Annotated in this window: 13 protein-coding genes; 6 read left to right on the top strand and 7 right to left on the bottom strand. The window is 58.5% G+C overall.

Annotated features, from left to right (window positions below):
• Positions 1 to 34 precede the first annotated feature (34 nt).
• A complete protein-coding gene (locus tag CHH27_RS02070; RefSeq protein ID WP_094070104.1) occupies positions 35 to 1,360 on the top strand; it encodes a glycosyltransferase family 9 protein in 1,326 nt (441 codons plus the stop codon).
• 17 nt (positions 1,361 to 1,377) lie between these two features.
• Here the strand turns inward: CHH27_RS02070 and lepB are convergent, their stop codons facing one another.
• Entirely contained in the window at positions 1,378 to 2,067 is a 690-nt protein-coding gene (gene lepB, locus CHH27_RS02065) for a signal peptidase I (protein ID WP_157738645.1), read from the bottom strand.
• 120 nt (positions 2,068 to 2,187) lie between these two features.
• A complete protein-coding gene (locus tag CHH27_RS02060) occupies positions 2,188 to 4,209 on the bottom strand; it encodes a bifunctional diguanylate cyclase/phosphodiesterase (protein WP_094070102.1) in 2,022 nt (673 codons plus the stop codon).
• A 279-nt stretch (positions 4,210 to 4,488) separates the two neighbouring features.
• Here CHH27_RS02060 and parC point away from each other — a divergent pair, with 279 nt between their 5' ends.
• Positions 4,489 to 6,741, top strand: a complete 2,253-nt coding sequence (parC, locus tag CHH27_RS02055; protein ID WP_094070101.1) for a DNA topoisomerase IV subunit A — start codon at positions 4,489 to 4,491, stop codon at positions 6,739 to 6,741.
• Positions 6,742 to 6,843: 102 nt separating this feature from the next.
• On the opposite strand, the gene CHH27_RS02050 is transcribed toward parC, so the two are convergent.
• Positions 6,844 to 7,758 carry an AraC family transcriptional regulator gene (locus tag CHH27_RS02050; protein ID WP_094070100.1) on the bottom strand — a complete coding sequence of 305 codons (915 nt, stop codon included), beginning with the start codon at positions 7,756 to 7,758 and terminating at the stop codon, positions 6,844 to 6,846.
• On the opposite strand from CHH27_RS02050, the gene CHH27_RS02045 reads away from it, so the two are divergent.
• The 3 genes from CHH27_RS02045 to CHH27_RS02035 all read left to right on the top strand — a co-directional run bounded on the left by CHH27_RS02045 (position 7,757) and on the right by CHH27_RS02035 (position 9,871).
• Positions 7,757 to 8,164 (top strand): DUF2000 family protein, encoded by a 408-nt coding sequence (locus CHH27_RS02045; protein WP_094070099.1) that lies wholly within the window; start codon positions 7,757 to 7,759, stop codon positions 8,162 to 8,164. The two genes, CHH27_RS02050 and CHH27_RS02045, sit on opposite strands and share 2 nt — an antisense overlap.
• 85 nt (positions 8,165 to 8,249) lie before the next feature.
• Positions 8,250 to 9,413, top strand: a complete 1,164-nt coding sequence (locus CHH27_RS02040) for an iron-containing alcohol dehydrogenase (protein ID WP_094070098.1) — start codon at positions 8,250 to 8,252, stop codon at positions 9,411 to 9,413.
• On the top strand, positions 9,410 to 9,871 hold the full coding sequence (locus CHH27_RS02035; protein WP_094070097.1) for a thioesterase family protein: 462 nt from the start codon (positions 9,410 to 9,412) through the stop codon (positions 9,869 to 9,871). The genes CHH27_RS02040 and CHH27_RS02035 overlap by 4 nt, the downstream gene beginning before the upstream one ends.
• A gap of 184 nt (positions 9,872 to 10,055) precedes the next feature.
• Here CHH27_RS02035 and smpB read toward each other — a convergent pair whose 3' ends face one another.
• Both smpB and dapA read right to left on the bottom strand, forming a co-directional pair.
• Positions 10,056 to 10,535: an SsrA-binding protein SmpB gene (smpB, locus tag CHH27_RS02030; RefSeq protein ID WP_094070096.1), complete on the bottom strand. Its 480-nt coding sequence runs from the start codon at positions 10,533 to 10,535 to the stop codon at positions 10,056 to 10,058.
• Between the two features lie 55 nt (positions 10,536 to 10,590).
• Positions 10,591 to 11,469, bottom strand: coding sequence for a 4-hydroxy-tetrahydrodipicolinate synthase (gene dapA / locus CHH27_RS02025; protein ID WP_094070095.1), 879 nt, complete (start codon positions 11,467 to 11,469; stop codon positions 10,591 to 10,593).
• A gap of 275 nt (positions 11,470 to 11,744) precedes the next feature.
• Between dapA and CHH27_RS02020 the strand changes: the two genes are divergently transcribed.
• Positions 11,745 to 12,665, top strand: coding sequence for an alpha/beta fold hydrolase (locus CHH27_RS02020; protein WP_094070094.1), 921 nt, complete (start codon positions 11,745 to 11,747; stop codon positions 12,663 to 12,665).
• Positions 12,666 to 12,819: 154 nt separating this feature from the next.
• Here the strand turns inward: CHH27_RS02020 and CHH27_RS02015 are convergent, their stop codons facing one another.
• Complete coding sequence (locus tag CHH27_RS02015; RefSeq protein ID WP_094070093.1) at positions 12,820 to 13,971, bottom strand: porin; 1,152 nt, start codon at positions 13,969 to 13,971, stop codon at positions 12,820 to 12,822.
• A gap of 442 nt (positions 13,972 to 14,413) precedes the next feature.
• Positions 14,414 to 15,538, bottom strand: a complete 1,125-nt coding sequence (locus tag CHH27_RS02010; RefSeq protein WP_094070092.1) for a porin — start codon at positions 15,536 to 15,538, stop codon at positions 14,414 to 14,416.
• Positions 15,539 to 15,692 lie beyond the last annotated feature (154 nt).

The following is a 15,692-nucleotide window of genomic DNA, read 5'->3' as shown; positions in this document are numbered from 1 at the left end:
ACCGCCAGATTCCCAAATGCGAGACACACACAAGATGTCATTCGAATGCCGTCTGAAGTCAGCAGCCCGTCCCCAGTCTCCGGTCGCACCCGACGTCATGCTGCAAACAGCTGAAAGGCAGGCCACAAAAGGGCTGACAGAGGATGCCCGCAACCTGGCCGTCTGGCTGACACAGCATTTCCCGGACCTGCTTGACGGCTGGCTGTTGCTGATCCGGCTCGAGGCGGTGCGCGGCGATACCAGAAAGACCTTCGCCGCGTTTCTCAGGCAGCTCAAACGCCATCCTGACCAAAAAGCCGCCCTGGTTGCCCTGGCCAGGGCCTACCGGGTTCTTGGGTATCTCTCCAAACCAATCCGATTGCTGCAGCCGTTTCTGGAGGTGTCCTCCGAAAGCTGCTTGAAACACCGAAGTCAGGCAATCACCGTTTTGAGGGATTGCATGCTGGCATCCGACAGCCTCGAAGATCTTCAAAAAACCGTACAGTCCTGGTCTGCCGAGACCAGAACTGAACTGTCTTGCGACCGGTCGATCACTGGCTGTCCCATGGATCATCTTCGGGCCCTGACCACGAAGGATGTTGTCGTGGACCCCTCGCTTTCCAGCCTTGAAGCGTTGGTACTTCTTCGATTTTCGGCAAGCCCCCCGTGCCCAGCCGTGCAGCGAACCCTTTTGGGACCGGTTCACATGAAGCCGCTGGCAGACCTCCTGCAAGGCTTCACGTTCAAGGAGCTTGCAAGCCAGACAGGCCCCGGGGACCAGGCCTCGCTCTCCAGTGCGCTTGCCATGCCGGCACCTGTCCTGAAACAGGTCCGTCAGACCGGTGCCTATTTTCACGCAGACACGAGACACGTGACCAGGTGGCAAGCCGCCCTGCGCGACCTTCCCCGTCCTCTGGTCGCACTCGCCTGGAATGAGACACGGGCGGGCCTGATGCCGGATGACTATCGCCACCTGCTGGAGAGGTTGCACGGGTTCGGCGGCACATTCTTGAGCGTGGTCCGGGACAATTCACGCCATCAACTGACGGACTTGCCCCGGGTCGTCGACTGCGGCCGGCAATTCGACAGCCTGACCGACCTCAGTGCCGTCTTGTCACAAGTGGATCTTCTGGTCGGCCCGGACGGGCTGCCAACGCATGTTGCAGGCGCCATGGGACGGCCGACAGTGCTTCTGACGCAGCCTGCCCATCCCTGGTACTGGCATGCAAACAATGGCCGGTCGACCTGGTATCCCAGCGTTCAGGTCGTCAGAACCAAGAGGTTTGGCCACTGGTCGAACTTGATGACGGACGTGACGGAAACGCTTGCTCTGACGATCGAGGCCTTGCCGGCCTCGAAGGCGTTCCAGGCGTCATACTGACGGCCTCAAACGCAGGCTCACTCGACAGGTGCAGATGTTGCTTCAGGCGCAGTCAAGGGGCGCCAGACGAAGCCGCCCTCGGGCCCGGAAAAATAGACGCCCTCGGCAACGCCCGTGATGTTCTGAAGAGGTACAAATCCTACCCGGGGAAACCGGCTGTCGATCGAATTGTCACGATTGTCACCGAGCACAAACACGTGCCCTTCCGGCACTTCGTAGACGGGCGTGTTGTCCCTCACGCCTTGGGGTGTGACATCAAGCGTCTCATAGCTTCGCCCGCCCGGCAGCGTTTCGCGAAAGCGCGGAATGCTATGTCTTTTGCCGGATTCATTTACCTCGACATAGTCGCTGTCCTTGTCCCGGGCTAGCGGTCGACCATTTAGGTAAACAGTCCCCTCCCGAACCTGCAGCGTCTCGCCCGGCAAACCAACGACTCGCTTCAAGTAAGCCGTTTGTGGTTCGCCCGGGAGATTAAAAATGACGATGTCACCGCGTCTAGGCTGGGTACCTTCTTCCGAACTTGCAGAAATCTGACGTGCGACGACGTGATCTCCTCTCTGGAGGGTGGGCAACATGCTGCCGGAAGGAGTGCTGTAGGTCCTGGCCTGCAACAGCAGGAAATCATTCCAGGACAAAAGGAAGCCGAGCACGAGCATGGCCGCGCCTATCAATCCGGCAACCAGAAACGGTTTCAGCTTGCGTGCCACGACTATTCTCCTGCGATCCGGCTTTCGCTCGACGAGCGCCAGCAGCAGGCGCTTTCTGGATCGCAGACAACCACCGCCATCGGTAAAATAGTCGATTAGATCGACGGTTGCGACTGGTTGTCAGGCCGATGCTGCAGAGGGGCTCCGACCGGTCTGACCGCCAAGCGTCGCACCTCCCTGAAGGAGCGCTTCAAGATCCCCCGCACTGATCGGCCTGGAAAACAGGTATCCCTGAACCTCGCTGGTGCCGAGTGTTCTGAGCACAGACAATTCCTCTTCGGTCTCGACCCCTTCCACGACGCAGGAAATTCCCATGTCCCGGCTCAGAGCCAACAGAGATTTGACGATGCCATAGCCTGCCGTATCGGGGCTGATCCCGCGTACGAAGCTGCGGTCCACCTTGATGCAGTCAAGCGGCAGGCGGTGCACATGGCTCAGGCTGGAATAGCCGGTTCCAAAATCATCAAGGGACAACCGGATCCCTGCTTCTTTCAGCACGTTTATTGCCCGACAGGCTTCGGCGAAATCCCACATGACCGTGGTTTCCGTAACTTCGCAATTCAACCGCTTCGGATCGAAGGAATGAACCTCAAGGAGTTTCAGGAAGTCCTGAACAAATCCGCGGGACGACAGATTGCTGGCAGACAGGTTGAAGGACAGCTTCAGGTCTTCCGGCCAGCTGTGGGCTGCCAGAAGTGCCTTTTCCATCAGGGACAGTGTCAGCGTGTTGATGAAGCCTGCGCGTTCGGCGATGGGAATGAAGTCGCCCGGTGACACCTGCCCCAAAACTGGACTGTTCCAACGTGCCAGACACTCAACCGCCGTGATCCGGTTGCTTGAGACATCGACAATGGGCTGAAAGGCAACGGAAAATTCCGCATCGATATCCGCTGACGCAAGCGCCTGGGTAATGCGTGCATTGAGGCTCATCTTTTCAAGATGCCTGGGCCCGAAAGCGACCAGCGGGTTGTTGCCGTTCTGCTTGGCGTCCTGCATCGCGTAAACCGCCCGTTCAAGCAATTCCGTTGCGGAGCCCACGGTGTGATAGGCCTGAACGAGACCTGCGCGATAGACGAGCTGTATCTGGCTTTCCGGCAACAAGCAGGCGTCGCTGAAGAGATCTCTGAGAAGATCCGCCGCCCGGTTGATCTCCAAATCGTCACCCATCGACAGAACGGCAAACTCATCGCCTGCAATTCGTGCAGCAAACATGGCCGGGCTCATCCCTGCGCGGAGCCGCCTTGCCACCTCCAGCAAGATGTCATCACCCGTCTTGACGCCATAGATGTTGTTGATCGAGCGCAGCCCGCCCAGGTCGAACACACACAGGGACAACTTTTCCTCGCTGCTCTGAACCCTTGCAAAGCAGGTTTCCAGTTCGGCGAGAAAGCATCGCCGGTTGGGCAGTCCGGTCAGGTGATCGTAATTGGCAATATGATAATTCAGATCGCTCAGCTTTTGGGTTTCATCCTGCTTCTGCTCCAGTTCAGCTGCATGACGCTTCAGGTCACGGCCAACCCGAATGAGCCTCAGAAAGTCACGATAGTGATTGTTGAGAACAAGGAACGCGCCAATGCTTGCTGCAATTCCGTAGAGCGCAAAGAAGGTAAAGACCTGATGTCCCTTGATCGCAAAATACAGGAAATACAACGAGTTGGCGCAGATGGCGTTGATGATAGCGACCGCGCGGAAATGGATCAGGCAGAACAGAACGACAAAATTGACGACTGCGATTGTGAAGACCACCTGGAGCTGCAGGTAAGGTCCACCATAGGGAAACAACGCCAGCCCCCAGACCGAAAACACAGCTGGAGAGACGATGGACAGGACCATGGCCTGTTTCTGCCAGGACCTTATTTCGTCAGGCGTCGGCACCTTGTCTCGACTTCTCCGAAGCGCGGAAACGCGGAACAGGGCAAATGCCGTGACTGCCAACGGCAGACCGAGCGTCAACACGAGCGGCGCAACGGACCAGTGTGTCACCACCAGCCCCCAGCCACCGGCAAGACTCATGAGATAAAGAAACGGCGTCTGGCGCTGGATAAAGCGATACTGCGCGCGCGCGACATCCAGGTCGCGGCCTTCACCGACGATCCAGTTCAGCAGAGCCGAAGCTACAGATGTCTTTCGTGTCTTACCCATTCATGCGTGATCCGGACCGTGATCTTTTGCCGACAAATGCGACGGGATGTCTTCCTAGTTACCTGCCTCTTCTTGATATGACCTTAAGGAACCATGCGAAAATCCGACAGGTCATGATGTCGATGCGGACGTTTTTTGCCCAGCTTGAAAACCGACGGTTGCGACCCGTGGAAGTGCTTGCCCACAAGCGTTGTGAAATCGGTTGAAAATCGGCTGGTTTCGGCCACAAAACGGCCATTGCGAATTGCGCCCGCAAGCCGAACCCGTTAGCAAGCAACTATGGGAAAAGAGACAACACCGCCGCCAAGCGGCATTGAGGGCATCAACCTCAAGGAAGCGCTTGAAGAGCGCTATCTGGCCTACGCATTGTCGACCATCATGCACCGGGCGCTGCCCGACGTACGCGATGGTTTGAAACCGGTTCATCGGCGCCTGCTTTACGCGATGCGTCTTTTGAAACTCGATCCGGGCGCAGGTTTCAAGAAATGTGCCCGCGTGGTCGGTGACGTCATCGGTAAATACCACCCTCACGGCGATCAGGCGGTCTATGACGCCCTCGTGCGTCTTGCCCAGGATTTTGCACAACGCTATCCGCTGATCGACGGTCAGGGCAATTTCGGCAATGTCGACGGCGATAACGCTGCCGCGATGCGCTACACCGAAGCGCGCATGACCGACACGGCCAAGCGCCTGCTGGATGGTCTCGACGAAAACGCCGTCGATTTTCGCGAAACGTATGACGGCGAGGACAAGGAACCGATTGTCCTGCCGGGCGGCTTTCCCAACCTGCTCGGCAACGGCTCCTCCGGAATCGCTGTCGGCATGGCCACTTCGATCCCGCCGCACAATGCCTACGAGCTTTGCCAGGCCTGCCAGCACCTGATCAAGAACCCGAAGGCGGAAGTCGACGAGTTGCTGGAGCATATCAAGGGCCCGGATTTTCCCACCGGCGGCCTGCTGGTCTCCGACCAGGGTTCGATCCGCGAAGCTTATGCCACCGGACGCGGCAGCTTCCGCGTTCGTGCGCGTTGGGAAGTGGAAGACCTTGGCCGGGGTCAATGGGCAATCGTCGTCACGGAGATCCCCTACCAGGTTCAGAAATCCCGCCTGATCGAGAAGATTGCCGAACTTCTGACGGCGCGCAAACTGCCGCTACTCGATGACATTCGCGACGAGTCGGCAGAGGACATCCGTATCGTCCTCGTTCCACGGTCGCGCAATGTCGATGCCAACCTGCTGATGGAATCCCTGTTCAAGCTGACGGATCTGGAGAACCGGTTCTCGCTCAACATGAACGTGCTGTCCATGGGCAAGGTGCCGATGGTGATGGGCCTGAAACAGGTCCTGCGCGAGTGGCTTGATCACCGCAAGGAAGTGTTGATCCGTCGGTCCGAATATCGTCTCGGCCAGATCAACCACCGGCTGGAGGTTCTGGAAGGCTATCTGATTGCCTATCTGAACCTCGACGAGGTAATCCGCATCATCCGCGAGGAAGACGATGCCAAGGCCGAGCTGATCAGGACCTTCGAGCTGACCGATGTCCAGGCGGAAGCCATCTTGAACATGCGCCTGCGCTCCCTGCGCAAGCTGGAAGAGATGGAAATCCGCAAGGAACACGAGAAGCTGACGGCTGAAAAGGATGACCTGACCAAGCTGCTTGGCTCCGATGCGCGCCAATGGACCAAGATTTCCAAGGAGATCACCGAGATTTCCAAGGTCTACGGTCCCGAAACCGACATCGGCCGGCGCCGCACGGACAAATCCGAAGCGCCGGAGGCTGATCTGGTCGACATCCAGCAGGCGATGATCGAAAAAGAGCCGATCACCGTCATCATCTCCGAAAAAGGCTGGATCCGGGCGCTCAAGGGCCATCAGGCTGACCTGTCGAGCCTGTCCTTCAAGCAGGGCGACAAGCTGAAACTTTCGTTCCACGCAGAAACGACGGACAAGATCCTGCTATTCTCCTCCGGCGGCAAGTTCTTCACCTTTGGTGCGGACAGGCTGCCAGGCGGCCGCGGTCATGGCGAGCCTATCCGCCTGATGGTGGAAATGGACGAGGCCCAGGATGTGGTCAACGCCTTTGTCTACAAACCCGGCCGTGTCCTGCTGCTCGCCAGCACCGAAGCGCGCGGATTTGTCGTCAATGAGGACGATGTCATCGCCAATACGCGCAAGGGCAAGCAGGTGCTGAACCTGACGATGCCCGCCGAGGCCTCGATCTGCGTCGAAGCACTGGGGGATCAGGTGGCCATCATCGGCGAGAACCGGAAGCTGCTGGTCTTCCCGCTGACGCAGATCCCGCAGATGGGCCGCGGCCGCGGCGTGCGCCTGCAGCGCTATCGGGATGGCCTGATTTCGGACATTCGCGTCTTCAAGGGCGAGGAAGGGCTGACCTGGACCGACAGTTCCGGCCGCAGTTTCACCCGTACGCTCGAAGACCTCGCCGACTGGCGCGGCGAGCGCGGCCAGGCAGGGCGGTTGCCACCGACAGGTTTCCCACGCTCCAACAAGTTCGGGCCGAATACTCTCTGACCGACCTGGCTGGGTGGCTTGTGAATTCGCTTCACACAGCTCTTCCCTGAGGCAGCGCGACGGCGGCGCCTCAGGATAGAGGCGGAGGGCTTGGCGTAGGCCTCAAACTTGGCCGGCAGGTTGACCTGCCAGCTGCCGCCACTGGCCCGGTGTCATGCCGTAAGCCTTCCTGAAGTGCCTGGTCATGTGGCCCTGATCGGCAAAACCGCTGTCGATCGCGACCTCTGCAAGCTGGGCACCCTCGGCAAGTTTCGCTTTCGCGCCGTCCAGCCGGCGCATGATTAGAAAGCGGTGCGGGCTGGTTCCGTAGATCTTCCGGAACTGGCGAGACAAGGTGAACCTGTCCATGTCCGTCAGACTTTCCAGAGCTTCGATGCGGATCTGTTCGGAACAGTTTTCCCGGAGAAATTCGGCGCAGCGTTTCAGGCTTGGCCAATCCAGCATTCTGGACGGGCGTTTGCCGCGATCCGAGTGCCGGGTCAGGCAGTCCGCCAGATCCGCGATCAGGCATTCCCGTTTCAGATTGCCTAGCTGCTGATCAATATCTGACAACGCATCCGCAAGATCCCTGCGGAACCGGAGATCGGAAACAACCGGAGCCGGCACATAGGGCAATTCTGCGTGACCAGCGGCAGACAGGATCTCCGAAATCCGTTCAGGGGTAACATACAGCATACGATAGCGCAGCCCTTCCCTGGTACCGGCGCCGCCGTCATGTTCTTCGTCCGGGTGGATGACGATCACCTGCCCCGGCATCGATGCCCGCTTTTCGCCTCGATACGTGAAGGTCTGAACGCCGGCCATGGTGAGGCCAATGGCGTAGGTGTCGTGTCTGTGGGGACTGAAGCCGTTGCCCTGAAACCGGGCCTCGATCCGCTCGATGCCCTTCTCCGCCGGCGCAACCAGAATGCCGTCGCCCGACGATTTGCACAAACGTTCAAGACGCTCGGTTTCCGTCGAGGCTAGTTCGTCGCCACCCTGATTTCTTTCAAACCCCAGTGTGGAGTTGCCGCTCATGTTCGATACCAAGTTTGTCATCGTGGTTCGCGACGATCTCGCCGCCTGGCAGAAACTCAATGTAACAGCTTTTCTGTCCACCGGCGTCGCAGCCGCCAAGCCTGATCTCATCGGCGAGCCTTATCGCGATGCCGCCGGGCATGTCTATCATGCGATGAGCGTGCAGCCGATCATCGTCTTGAGCGCAGATCAGGATACGATTGCCAGGATCCACCAGCGCGCACTCCAACGCGGCGTCGCGGCCAGCCTTTACATCGAAGAAATGTTCGCCACGGGACACGATGCTGCCAATCGCGAAGTCTTCGGCAAATTCACTCCGGACGACGCAAAGGTGGTGGGCCTGGCTTTTCACACGGACAGGAAGGTCGCCGACAAGATTTCCAAGGGCGCAAAAATGCACACCTGACAGGCACCACCAAAGTCTGAAAGTTTTTCCCTCGACGGGCCATGCTTTTTGCAGGCAATCTGCAAAAAGCAAATCGGGGGGATCAATGTTCGGCGCCTTTACCTTCAACACCAGTCAGCGGATCGTGTTCGAAAACGGATCTGCGGCCAAACTCGCCGACCATGCCGCCCCCTTTCTCGGGCCCCGTCCCTTTCTTGTGACCGACCCGGGCATTCTCTCGCTGGACCTGCAAGGTCCTTGCGAAACGGCCTTGCGGCAGGCCGGGTACCAACTGGCGCGATACGCCGATGTGGTTGCGGATCCGCCAAGAGCCCTGGTTGAGGCAGCGGTCGAGGCTGCAAAAGCTCACGGGGCAACCTCGGTCATCGGTTTCGGCGGCGGGTCTTCGCTCGACGTCGCGAAACTTGTTGCCTTGCTCCTGGGAAGCCAGGAAGACCTCGATGAGGCCTGGGGAGTCGGTCAGGCCAAGGGACCGCGCCTTCCTCTCATTCTCGTGCCAACCACGGCCGGCACGGGGTCTGAAGTCACGCCGATCTCGATCATCACGGTTGGCGAGGAGGAAAAGCGAGGTGTCGTTTCTCCGTTCCTGTTGCCCGATCTGGCTGTGCTCGACCCGCTTCTGACCCTAGGACTGCCCGGCCCGGTTACCGCAGCCACCGGCATTGACGCCATGGTGCATGCGATTGAAGGCTATGCCTCGACTTCCACCAACAACAACCCGGTTTCAAGGGCGCTGGCGGTCGAAGCCCTCCGGCTACTCGGGGCCAATATCGAAAAGGCAGTCTTCACACCAAAGGACCAGGACGCACGCGGCGCCATGCTGCTGGGCTCCATGTTGGCTGGCATGGCATTTGCCAATTCGCCGGTGGCTGCCGTGCATGCCCTCGCCTACCCGCTTGGCGGCACCTTCCATGTGCCGCACGGCCTGTCCAACGCCCTTGTGCTGCCACACGTCCTGAGGTTCAACAACTGCGTGGCAGCGGAAACCTATGCCGAGATCGCGGTCGCCCCCTTTCCCGAACTGGGCAACATCACGGACCTGATTGAAAGAGCGGACAGTTTCGCCGGCAAGCTGGCAGATCTTGCGGCAACCCTGGGACTGCAGACGCGGCTTCGGGATGTCGGCATCAATGAAGAACATCTGCCGAAGCTCGCCAGGGACGCCATGAAACAGACCCGCCTTCTGGTGAACAATCCGCGCGATATGCAGGAGGTTCATGCCCTTGAGATCTATCGGGCGGCCCTATGAATTCAACAGCTCTTCCACAGCCTGCCCGACCGCAGCCGATAAAACGCTCCGAATTCAAGACCTTTCAACATATCCCCACCAGGTGGATGGATGTGGACATCTATGGCCATGTCAACAACGTTCAGTATCTGAGCTTCTTCGATACTGCCGTAAACGGCTGGTATGTCGAGAACAACTTGCTCGATCCGGTGCATAGCCGCGAAATATTCCTGGTCGTCGAGACGGGCTGCCACTACTTCGCCGAACTGGTTTTTCCGTCAATCATTACGGCAGGTCTCAGGGTCGAGAAACTCGGCTCAACCTCAGTGGTTTTCCGGGTTGGATTGTTCGCCGGTGAAGACAGTATGACGGCGGCACACGGACGTTTCGTTCATGTACATGTCGACCGTGACAGCCGCCGGCCAACGCCGATTTCGAACGAAAAGCGGCTTCTCCTGGAAAGTTTGACGGATCAATAACCGGCCGTTTTGCGATCCGGCAGGATGTCCGGGTCGGGCACAGAGTGTGCACAGGTTTGGATGTGAAAAACGCGAAGCTGTGTCCACAGCATGCGCACAGGCAATCCACAACTTATGCGCTTCTTGCGCACAAATTACCCACAGTCATCAAACTGTTACAAAGACACCCGGTGGATAACCGGACTTACGAGAAGTTCTTCATGATGCGCGACTTTTCGCGCTGCCAGTCCCGTTTCTTCTCGGTCTCGCGCTTGTCATGCAGCTTCTTGCCGCGTGCCAGCGCCAGTTCCAGCTTTGCCCGCCCCTGCTCGTTGAAATAGAGCTTGAGGGGAACAATCGTCTTGCCTTCCTTTTGAACCGCGCCGGCCAGTTTGCCGATTTCCCGCTTGTGCAGCAGAAGTTTGCGCGGTCTGCGCGGCTCATGGTTGAACCGGTTGGCCTGCAGGTATTCCGGGATATAGACGTTGTAGATCCAGATCTCGCCGCCATATTCGGCCGCATAGGATTCGGCAATGTTTGCCTTGCCGTTGCGCAGGGATTTGACTTCCGTGCCCTTCAGCTCGATTCCCGCTTCCAGCGTATCTTCGATTTCAAAATTGAACCGGGCCTTCCGGTTGTCGGAAATGATGGTCCGTCCCGGAACGCCCCCTTTTTTCGGAGCCATTTTTGTCCTTTCCGGAAGCGCCCTTCACCGGTCGCTCACCAGACTTCTTTCTCACTCAGTTGATCAGGCCCGCATGGGCCATTGCCGCGCGCACTTCCTCTTGCGCGCTTTCGGAAATCGGCACCAGTGGCAAACGCAGTTCCCCGTCGATCTTGCCGAGCAGGGACAGTGCATATTTGGAACCGCCCGGGCTCGGTTCAAGGAACAGTGCCCGATGAAGCGGTGCCAGCCGATCCTGATAGTCCAACGCCTTCTTGAAGTCCCCGGCCAGCGTCGCCGCCTGGAACTCCGCGCACAGGCGCGGTGCGACATTCGCAGTCACTGAAATGCAGCCGGTTCCGCCATGGGCATTGAAGGCAAGCGCGGAAATGTCTTCACCAGACAGCTGAACGAATTCGGGTCCACACAAATGGCGCTGACGGCTCGCCTTGGCCATGTCGGCGGTCGCATCCTTGACACCCACAATGTTCTCGCAGGTTTCGAAGAGCTCGGCCATGGTTTCCGGCGTCATGTCGATAATCGACCGGCCTGGAATGTTATAGATGAGGATCGGAATGCCGACCGCGTCATTGACCGCCTTGAAATGCGCCTTGAGGCCTGCCTGATTGGGCTTGTTGTAATAGGGCGTCACGACAAGAAGCGCATCGGCACCGGCTTTTTCGGCATGCTGAGCAAAATCAATGGCTTCAATCGTGTTGTTGGACCCGGCACCGGCAATCACAGGAACGCGTCCGGCTGACGCCTCCACACAGAGTTCGACCACCCGCTTGTGCTCGCCATGGGTCAGGGTCGGGCTCTCTCCCGTTGTGCCAACCGGAACCAGACCGGAAGAGCCTTCCGCGATCTGCCAGTCCACAAATTCCTGAAACCGTTTCTCATCAAGCGCTCCGTCCTTGAACGGGGTAATCAGCGCTGGAATTGAACCCTTGAACATCTCGGTTTCCTCATGGTGGACGTATTGCTTTGACAGCGAAACGGATCGTGGTGATTTACGGAGGCGCAACATACTCATCTGCAAGTCCCTGGGCAATGCTTGCAAGGGCATTCAGCGACCGCTTTTGGACTTTTCTTTTAGGCGTTGCATAAAACCAGTGTCCGCAGGCAGGAACGCCAACTTTCCGTAGGGACTCTTCCTATTGGCAGAGCGCCTCAAAGGCCACTACATTCAGAAAAAACAACCACTGGATGGAAACGCTCAGGGAGACACGAATGACAACTGCGCCACTAGAAGCGCCCACCCCCCCTTCAAAAGGCCCAATCGAAACAAGAAACGACTTCACATGGCAAAGCCCTGATGGGCTGACACTTGCCGGAAAGGAGTGGCCTGCGCGCGAAGGCAGCGATAATTCCAGAATACCGGTGCTGTGTCTTCCCGGACTGTCGCGCAACACACGTGATTTCGAGGATGTTGCCCGCTACCTGCAGTCCCGCGGGCATCGTGTTATCGCCCTGGACTATCGCGGACGGGGCGCCAGCGATTGGGACGAAGACTGGCGGAACTACGCCCTTCCGGTTGAGGAAAAGGATATTGACGCCGCGATCGAGATGCTCGGGCTGGAAAGGTTCGCGCTGCTTGGCACCTCACGGGGTGGACTGCATGCCCTTGTGATGGGGGCCCGCTACCCTGCAACTCGCATGGCCGCGGTGATCTTCAATGATGTCGGGCCTCATATCGAGATGAGAGCGATCCACCGGATCGCTGCAACGCTTGGCCACCACATGGAGACCCGCTCGCTTCAGGATGTCGCGGATAATCTGCACCGCACGCTCGGCAGGCAGTTTCCGGCGTTTGATACGGCAGATTGGCTGAAACTCGCCGGTCAGCTGGCCTCAGAACGCGAAAGCGGGTTCGGAATGGACTATGATCCGGCGCTGGCTCATCAATTGGCAAGCCTGGACGATGCAGCGCCGGCGCCAGACCTCTGGCCTCTCTACGAAACCCTGCTCGACCGCCCCGTTCTGATCCTGCATGGTGAACATTCCGACCTGCTGAGCACGGAGACCTGCCAGCGCATGACAGATTTACATCCAGACGCTTCGGTCAGGACGATTCCAGGACAGGGACATGCTCCTGTTTTGTGGGACGAGGCCACACACAAAACGATCGCCGAGTTCCTGCAGAAGGCCTGACACACGGTTCAACCGAAAAAGGCCCCATGACGCCTGCACCAAAGCATTGGTCAATTTCAGCGCCAGGACCTTGCCCGTTCATTTGCCGACGTCAGACAAAAAGAAAACCCGGCGTTTCCGCCGGGTTTTCCATCAAACCTCGATTGAGGATTGATTAGAAAGTGCGCTGCAGACGAACACCGAAGAGCAGTTCTTCTGTATCGGTGGTGTTGTCCCAGTCGGTGTCAGCGTAACCAACGTCAGCACCCATGACGAAACCGGAGACCGGCTCCCACTGTACGGAACCGTCGATGGCCCAGCGGGTCACGTCACCAGCAGTACCGGCATTGTCGTAAGCGGCGTAGGAGCCGTCGAGTGCCAGACCGATGGTCGAGGTAGCCTGGATGTAGGCACCAGCGGACAGGGAGTAACCAGAGTTGGTGGTGGCGTTACCGGAATTCGCGCTGATCACGAAGTCGGTCACACCAGCAGCGTTACCGGTGTAGGACAGAGCGCCGTCAGCATAGAAACCCTGGAAGAAGATGTTCGAACCGGAGTTGGCGAACGGCAGGTTGATGCTGGCACCAGCGCCGATTGCCCAGCCGAGTTCGTCTTCGCCGTTACCCGGGTTGATGCCGTTGAAGGCAGCGCTCGGGTAAACCTGGTGAAGAGCACCGGAGATCTGAGCAGAACCCCAACCCTGGGAGATGCCGAGAGCGGCAACAACATCAGGCATGCGGGTGCCGCCGTAGGTGCCGGACTCACGACCAGAGCGGTCTTCGAGAGCGATGGTTGCGGACAGGCCGTTGCCGAAAGCAGCGGTGTAAGCCAGCTGGTTCAGAGTGCTATCGGACCAGTCACGAGTGACAACACCCATGAACACCTGACCGGTGAAGATGTCGAAGTTAGAACCCAGACGACCAGCCGTCAGACCGCCCCACTGGATGTAGGCGTTGTCGAGCGTCGTGCTGTTCACGCCGTTCTGGTTGGAAGCGTAGATCGACACATAAGCGCGCAGTGTGCCGAATTCGGTCGCCGTGCGAGCGTCGAGGTACAGGTAACCACGAGCCAGCCAGGAGTAACCGTCGCTGTCACGAGCAGACCAGTTGCCGTCTTCCAGAACGTTGTTCACGACAAACTGGGTACGAACACGGCCGCCAACGCGGAGGCAGGTTTCGGTGCCCGGGATGTAGTAGAAGCGTGCGCCGTAAGCGTCACAGACGCGAACGTAGTCAACCGGCTCCGGAGCAACCGGAAGATCGGCTGCCTGGGCGGTGGTGGCGGTAGCAACTGCTGCCGCGCCGAGCATCAAGCTCTTGAGTTTCATATCTGACCTCCAATCAGTCATATCAATTGGCACCAAAATCTGTGCCATTGTCCCCGCGAATTGTTTCTGAGTTTGCCACCGACCGGAGGTTGGACGTCCGAGGCAGACAAATCAGTGCGGCGCGAAGCCGCTCGCAAGAGTGACCATACGCATCCGGTTGCCCGGTTCAATACAGAATACAGCCTCCACCTTCCGCTGGGGCTGTTTTCAAAAACCGGTGTTGCGCGAATGTCACAAAAACGGATTGGAAATTTAGACTTCGTTAGGAAACTTGCAGCGCCACGCCCATTCCAGGGCCCATCAGAACTGTTTTTCCCAGTCCCCGATCCCTCGAAGGCAGGGAATCATCCCCCTAAAAGGGGACGGCCCGGCAGATTGGAGCCTGCCGGGCCGAATGACTGACTGGAGTTCAGAACATCACAGTCAGTTTCTAATCAGATGATTAGAAAGTGCGCTGCATACGAACACCGAAGAGCAGTTCGTCGGTGTCGGTGCCGCCGGTGTCGGTGTTGGAGTAACCAACGTCTGCACCCATTGCGAAGCCGGAGACCGGCTCCCACTGTACGGAACCGTCGATGGCCCAGCGGGAAACGTCCGAACCGTTGGTGACGTCGTAGTCGGCATAAGAGCCGTCGAGCGCCAGACCGATGGTGGAGGTTGCCTGGATGTAGGCACCAGCGGACAGGGAGTAACCGGAGTTGGTTCCGCCAGTTCCGTCGTAGTCGTTCACGCCAGCAGCGTTACCGGTGTAGGACAGAGCGCCGTCAGCATAGAAACCCTGGAAGAAGATGTTCGAACCGGAGTTAGCGAACGGCAGGTTGATGCTGGCACCAGCGCCGATTGCCCAGCCGAGCTTGTCTTCACCACCGGTTGCACGGTTGTTGGCAACGTTCGGGTAAACCTGGTGCAGAGCACCGGACAGCTGTGCAGAACCCCAACCCTGGGAGATGCCGAGAGCGGCGACCAGGTCCGGAGCACGCGTGCCGCCGTAGGAACCGGACTCACGACCAGAGCGGTCTTCGAGAGCGATGGTTGCGGACAGGCCGTTGCCGAAAGCAGCGGTGTAAGCCAGCTGGTTCAGAGTGCTATCGGACCAGTCACGGGTGACAACACCCATGAAAGTCTGACCGGTGAAGATGTCGAAGTTAGAACCCAGACGACCAGCCGTCAGACCGCCCCACTGGATGTAGGCGTTGTCGAGGTTGACGCTGTTGGTGCCGTTGCTGTTGGAAGCATAGATGGACACGTAGGAGCGCAGGGTGCCGAATTCGGTAGCCGTGCGAGCGTCGAGGTAGACGTAACCACGAGCCAGCCAGGAGTAACCGTCGCTGTCACGGGAAGACCAGTTGCCGTCTTCCAGAACGTTGTTGGCGATAATCTGGGTACGAACGCGGCCGCCAACGCGGAGGCAGGTTTCGGTGCCCGGGATGTAGTAGAAGCGTGCGCCGTAAGCGTCACAGACGCGAACGTAGTCAACCGGCTCCGGAGCAACCGGAAGATCGGCTGCCTGGGCGGTGGTGGCGGTAGCAACTGCTGCCGCGCCGAGCATCAAGCTCTTGAGTTTCATATCTGACCTCCAAAAGTCAATTTTCATTGGAACCAGCGCCAAAACGTTCTTCAACGCGATTCCATCCCCGCGATTTCGTCGAAAAACAATTCCGAAGAACCGTCTTTACTGGCGATTACTCGCCGTCGCAGAGCCTAAGAACCAAACTCGGCGC

Source organism: Labrenzia sp. VG12 (genome assembly GCF_002237595.1).
Lineage (GTDB): Bacteria > Pseudomonadota > Alphaproteobacteria > Rhizobiales > Stappiaceae > Roseibium.
This window is presented reverse-complemented; position numbering and strand designations above follow the sequence as displayed.

What these genes read in the sequence shown, in the direction of transcription:
- CHH27_RS02070 (WP_094070104.1), top strand. Translation starts at nt 35, where the DNA reads ATGTCATTCGAATGCCGTCTGAAGTCAGCAGCCCGTCCCCAGTCTCCG.
- CHH27_RS02060 (WP_094070102.1), bottom strand. Translation starts at nt 4,209, where the DNA reads ATGGGTAAGACACGAAAGACATCTGTAGCTTCGGCTCTGCTGAACTGG.
- parC (WP_094070101.1), top strand. Translation starts at nt 4,489, where the DNA reads ATGGGAAAAGAGACAACACCGCCGCCAAGCGGCATTGAGGGCATCAAC.
- CHH27_RS02045 (WP_094070099.1), top strand. Translation starts at nt 7,757, where the DNA reads ATGTTCGATACCAAGTTTGTCATCGTGGTTCGCGACGATCTCGCCGCC.
- CHH27_RS02050 (WP_094070100.1), bottom strand. Translation starts at nt 7,758, where the DNA reads ATGAGCGGCAACTCCACACTGGGGTTTGAAAGAAATCAGGGTGGCGAC.
- CHH27_RS02040 (WP_094070098.1), top strand. Translation starts at nt 8,250, where the DNA reads ATGTTCGGCGCCTTTACCTTCAACACCAGTCAGCGGATCGTGTTCGAA.
- CHH27_RS02035 (WP_094070097.1), top strand. Translation starts at nt 9,410, where the DNA reads ATGAATTCAACAGCTCTTCCACAGCCTGCCCGACCGCAGCCGATAAAA.
- smpB (WP_094070096.1), bottom strand. Translation starts at nt 10,535, where the DNA reads ATGGCTCCGAAAAAAGGGGGCGTTCCGGGACGGACCATCATTTCCGAC.
- dapA (WP_094070095.1), bottom strand. Translation starts at nt 11,469, where the DNA reads ATGTTCAAGGGTTCAATTCCAGCGCTGATTACCCCGTTCAAGGACGGA.
- CHH27_RS02020 (WP_094070094.1), top strand. Translation starts at nt 11,745, where the DNA reads ATGACAACTGCGCCACTAGAAGCGCCCACCCCCCCTTCAAAAGGCCCA.
- CHH27_RS02015 (WP_094070093.1), bottom strand. Translation starts at nt 13,971, where the DNA reads ATGAAACTCAAGAGCTTGATGCTCGGCGCGGCAGCAGTTGCTACCGCC.
- CHH27_RS02010 (WP_094070092.1), bottom strand. Translation starts at nt 15,538, where the DNA reads ATGAAACTCAAGAGCTTGATGCTCGGCGCGGCAGCAGTTGCTACCGCC.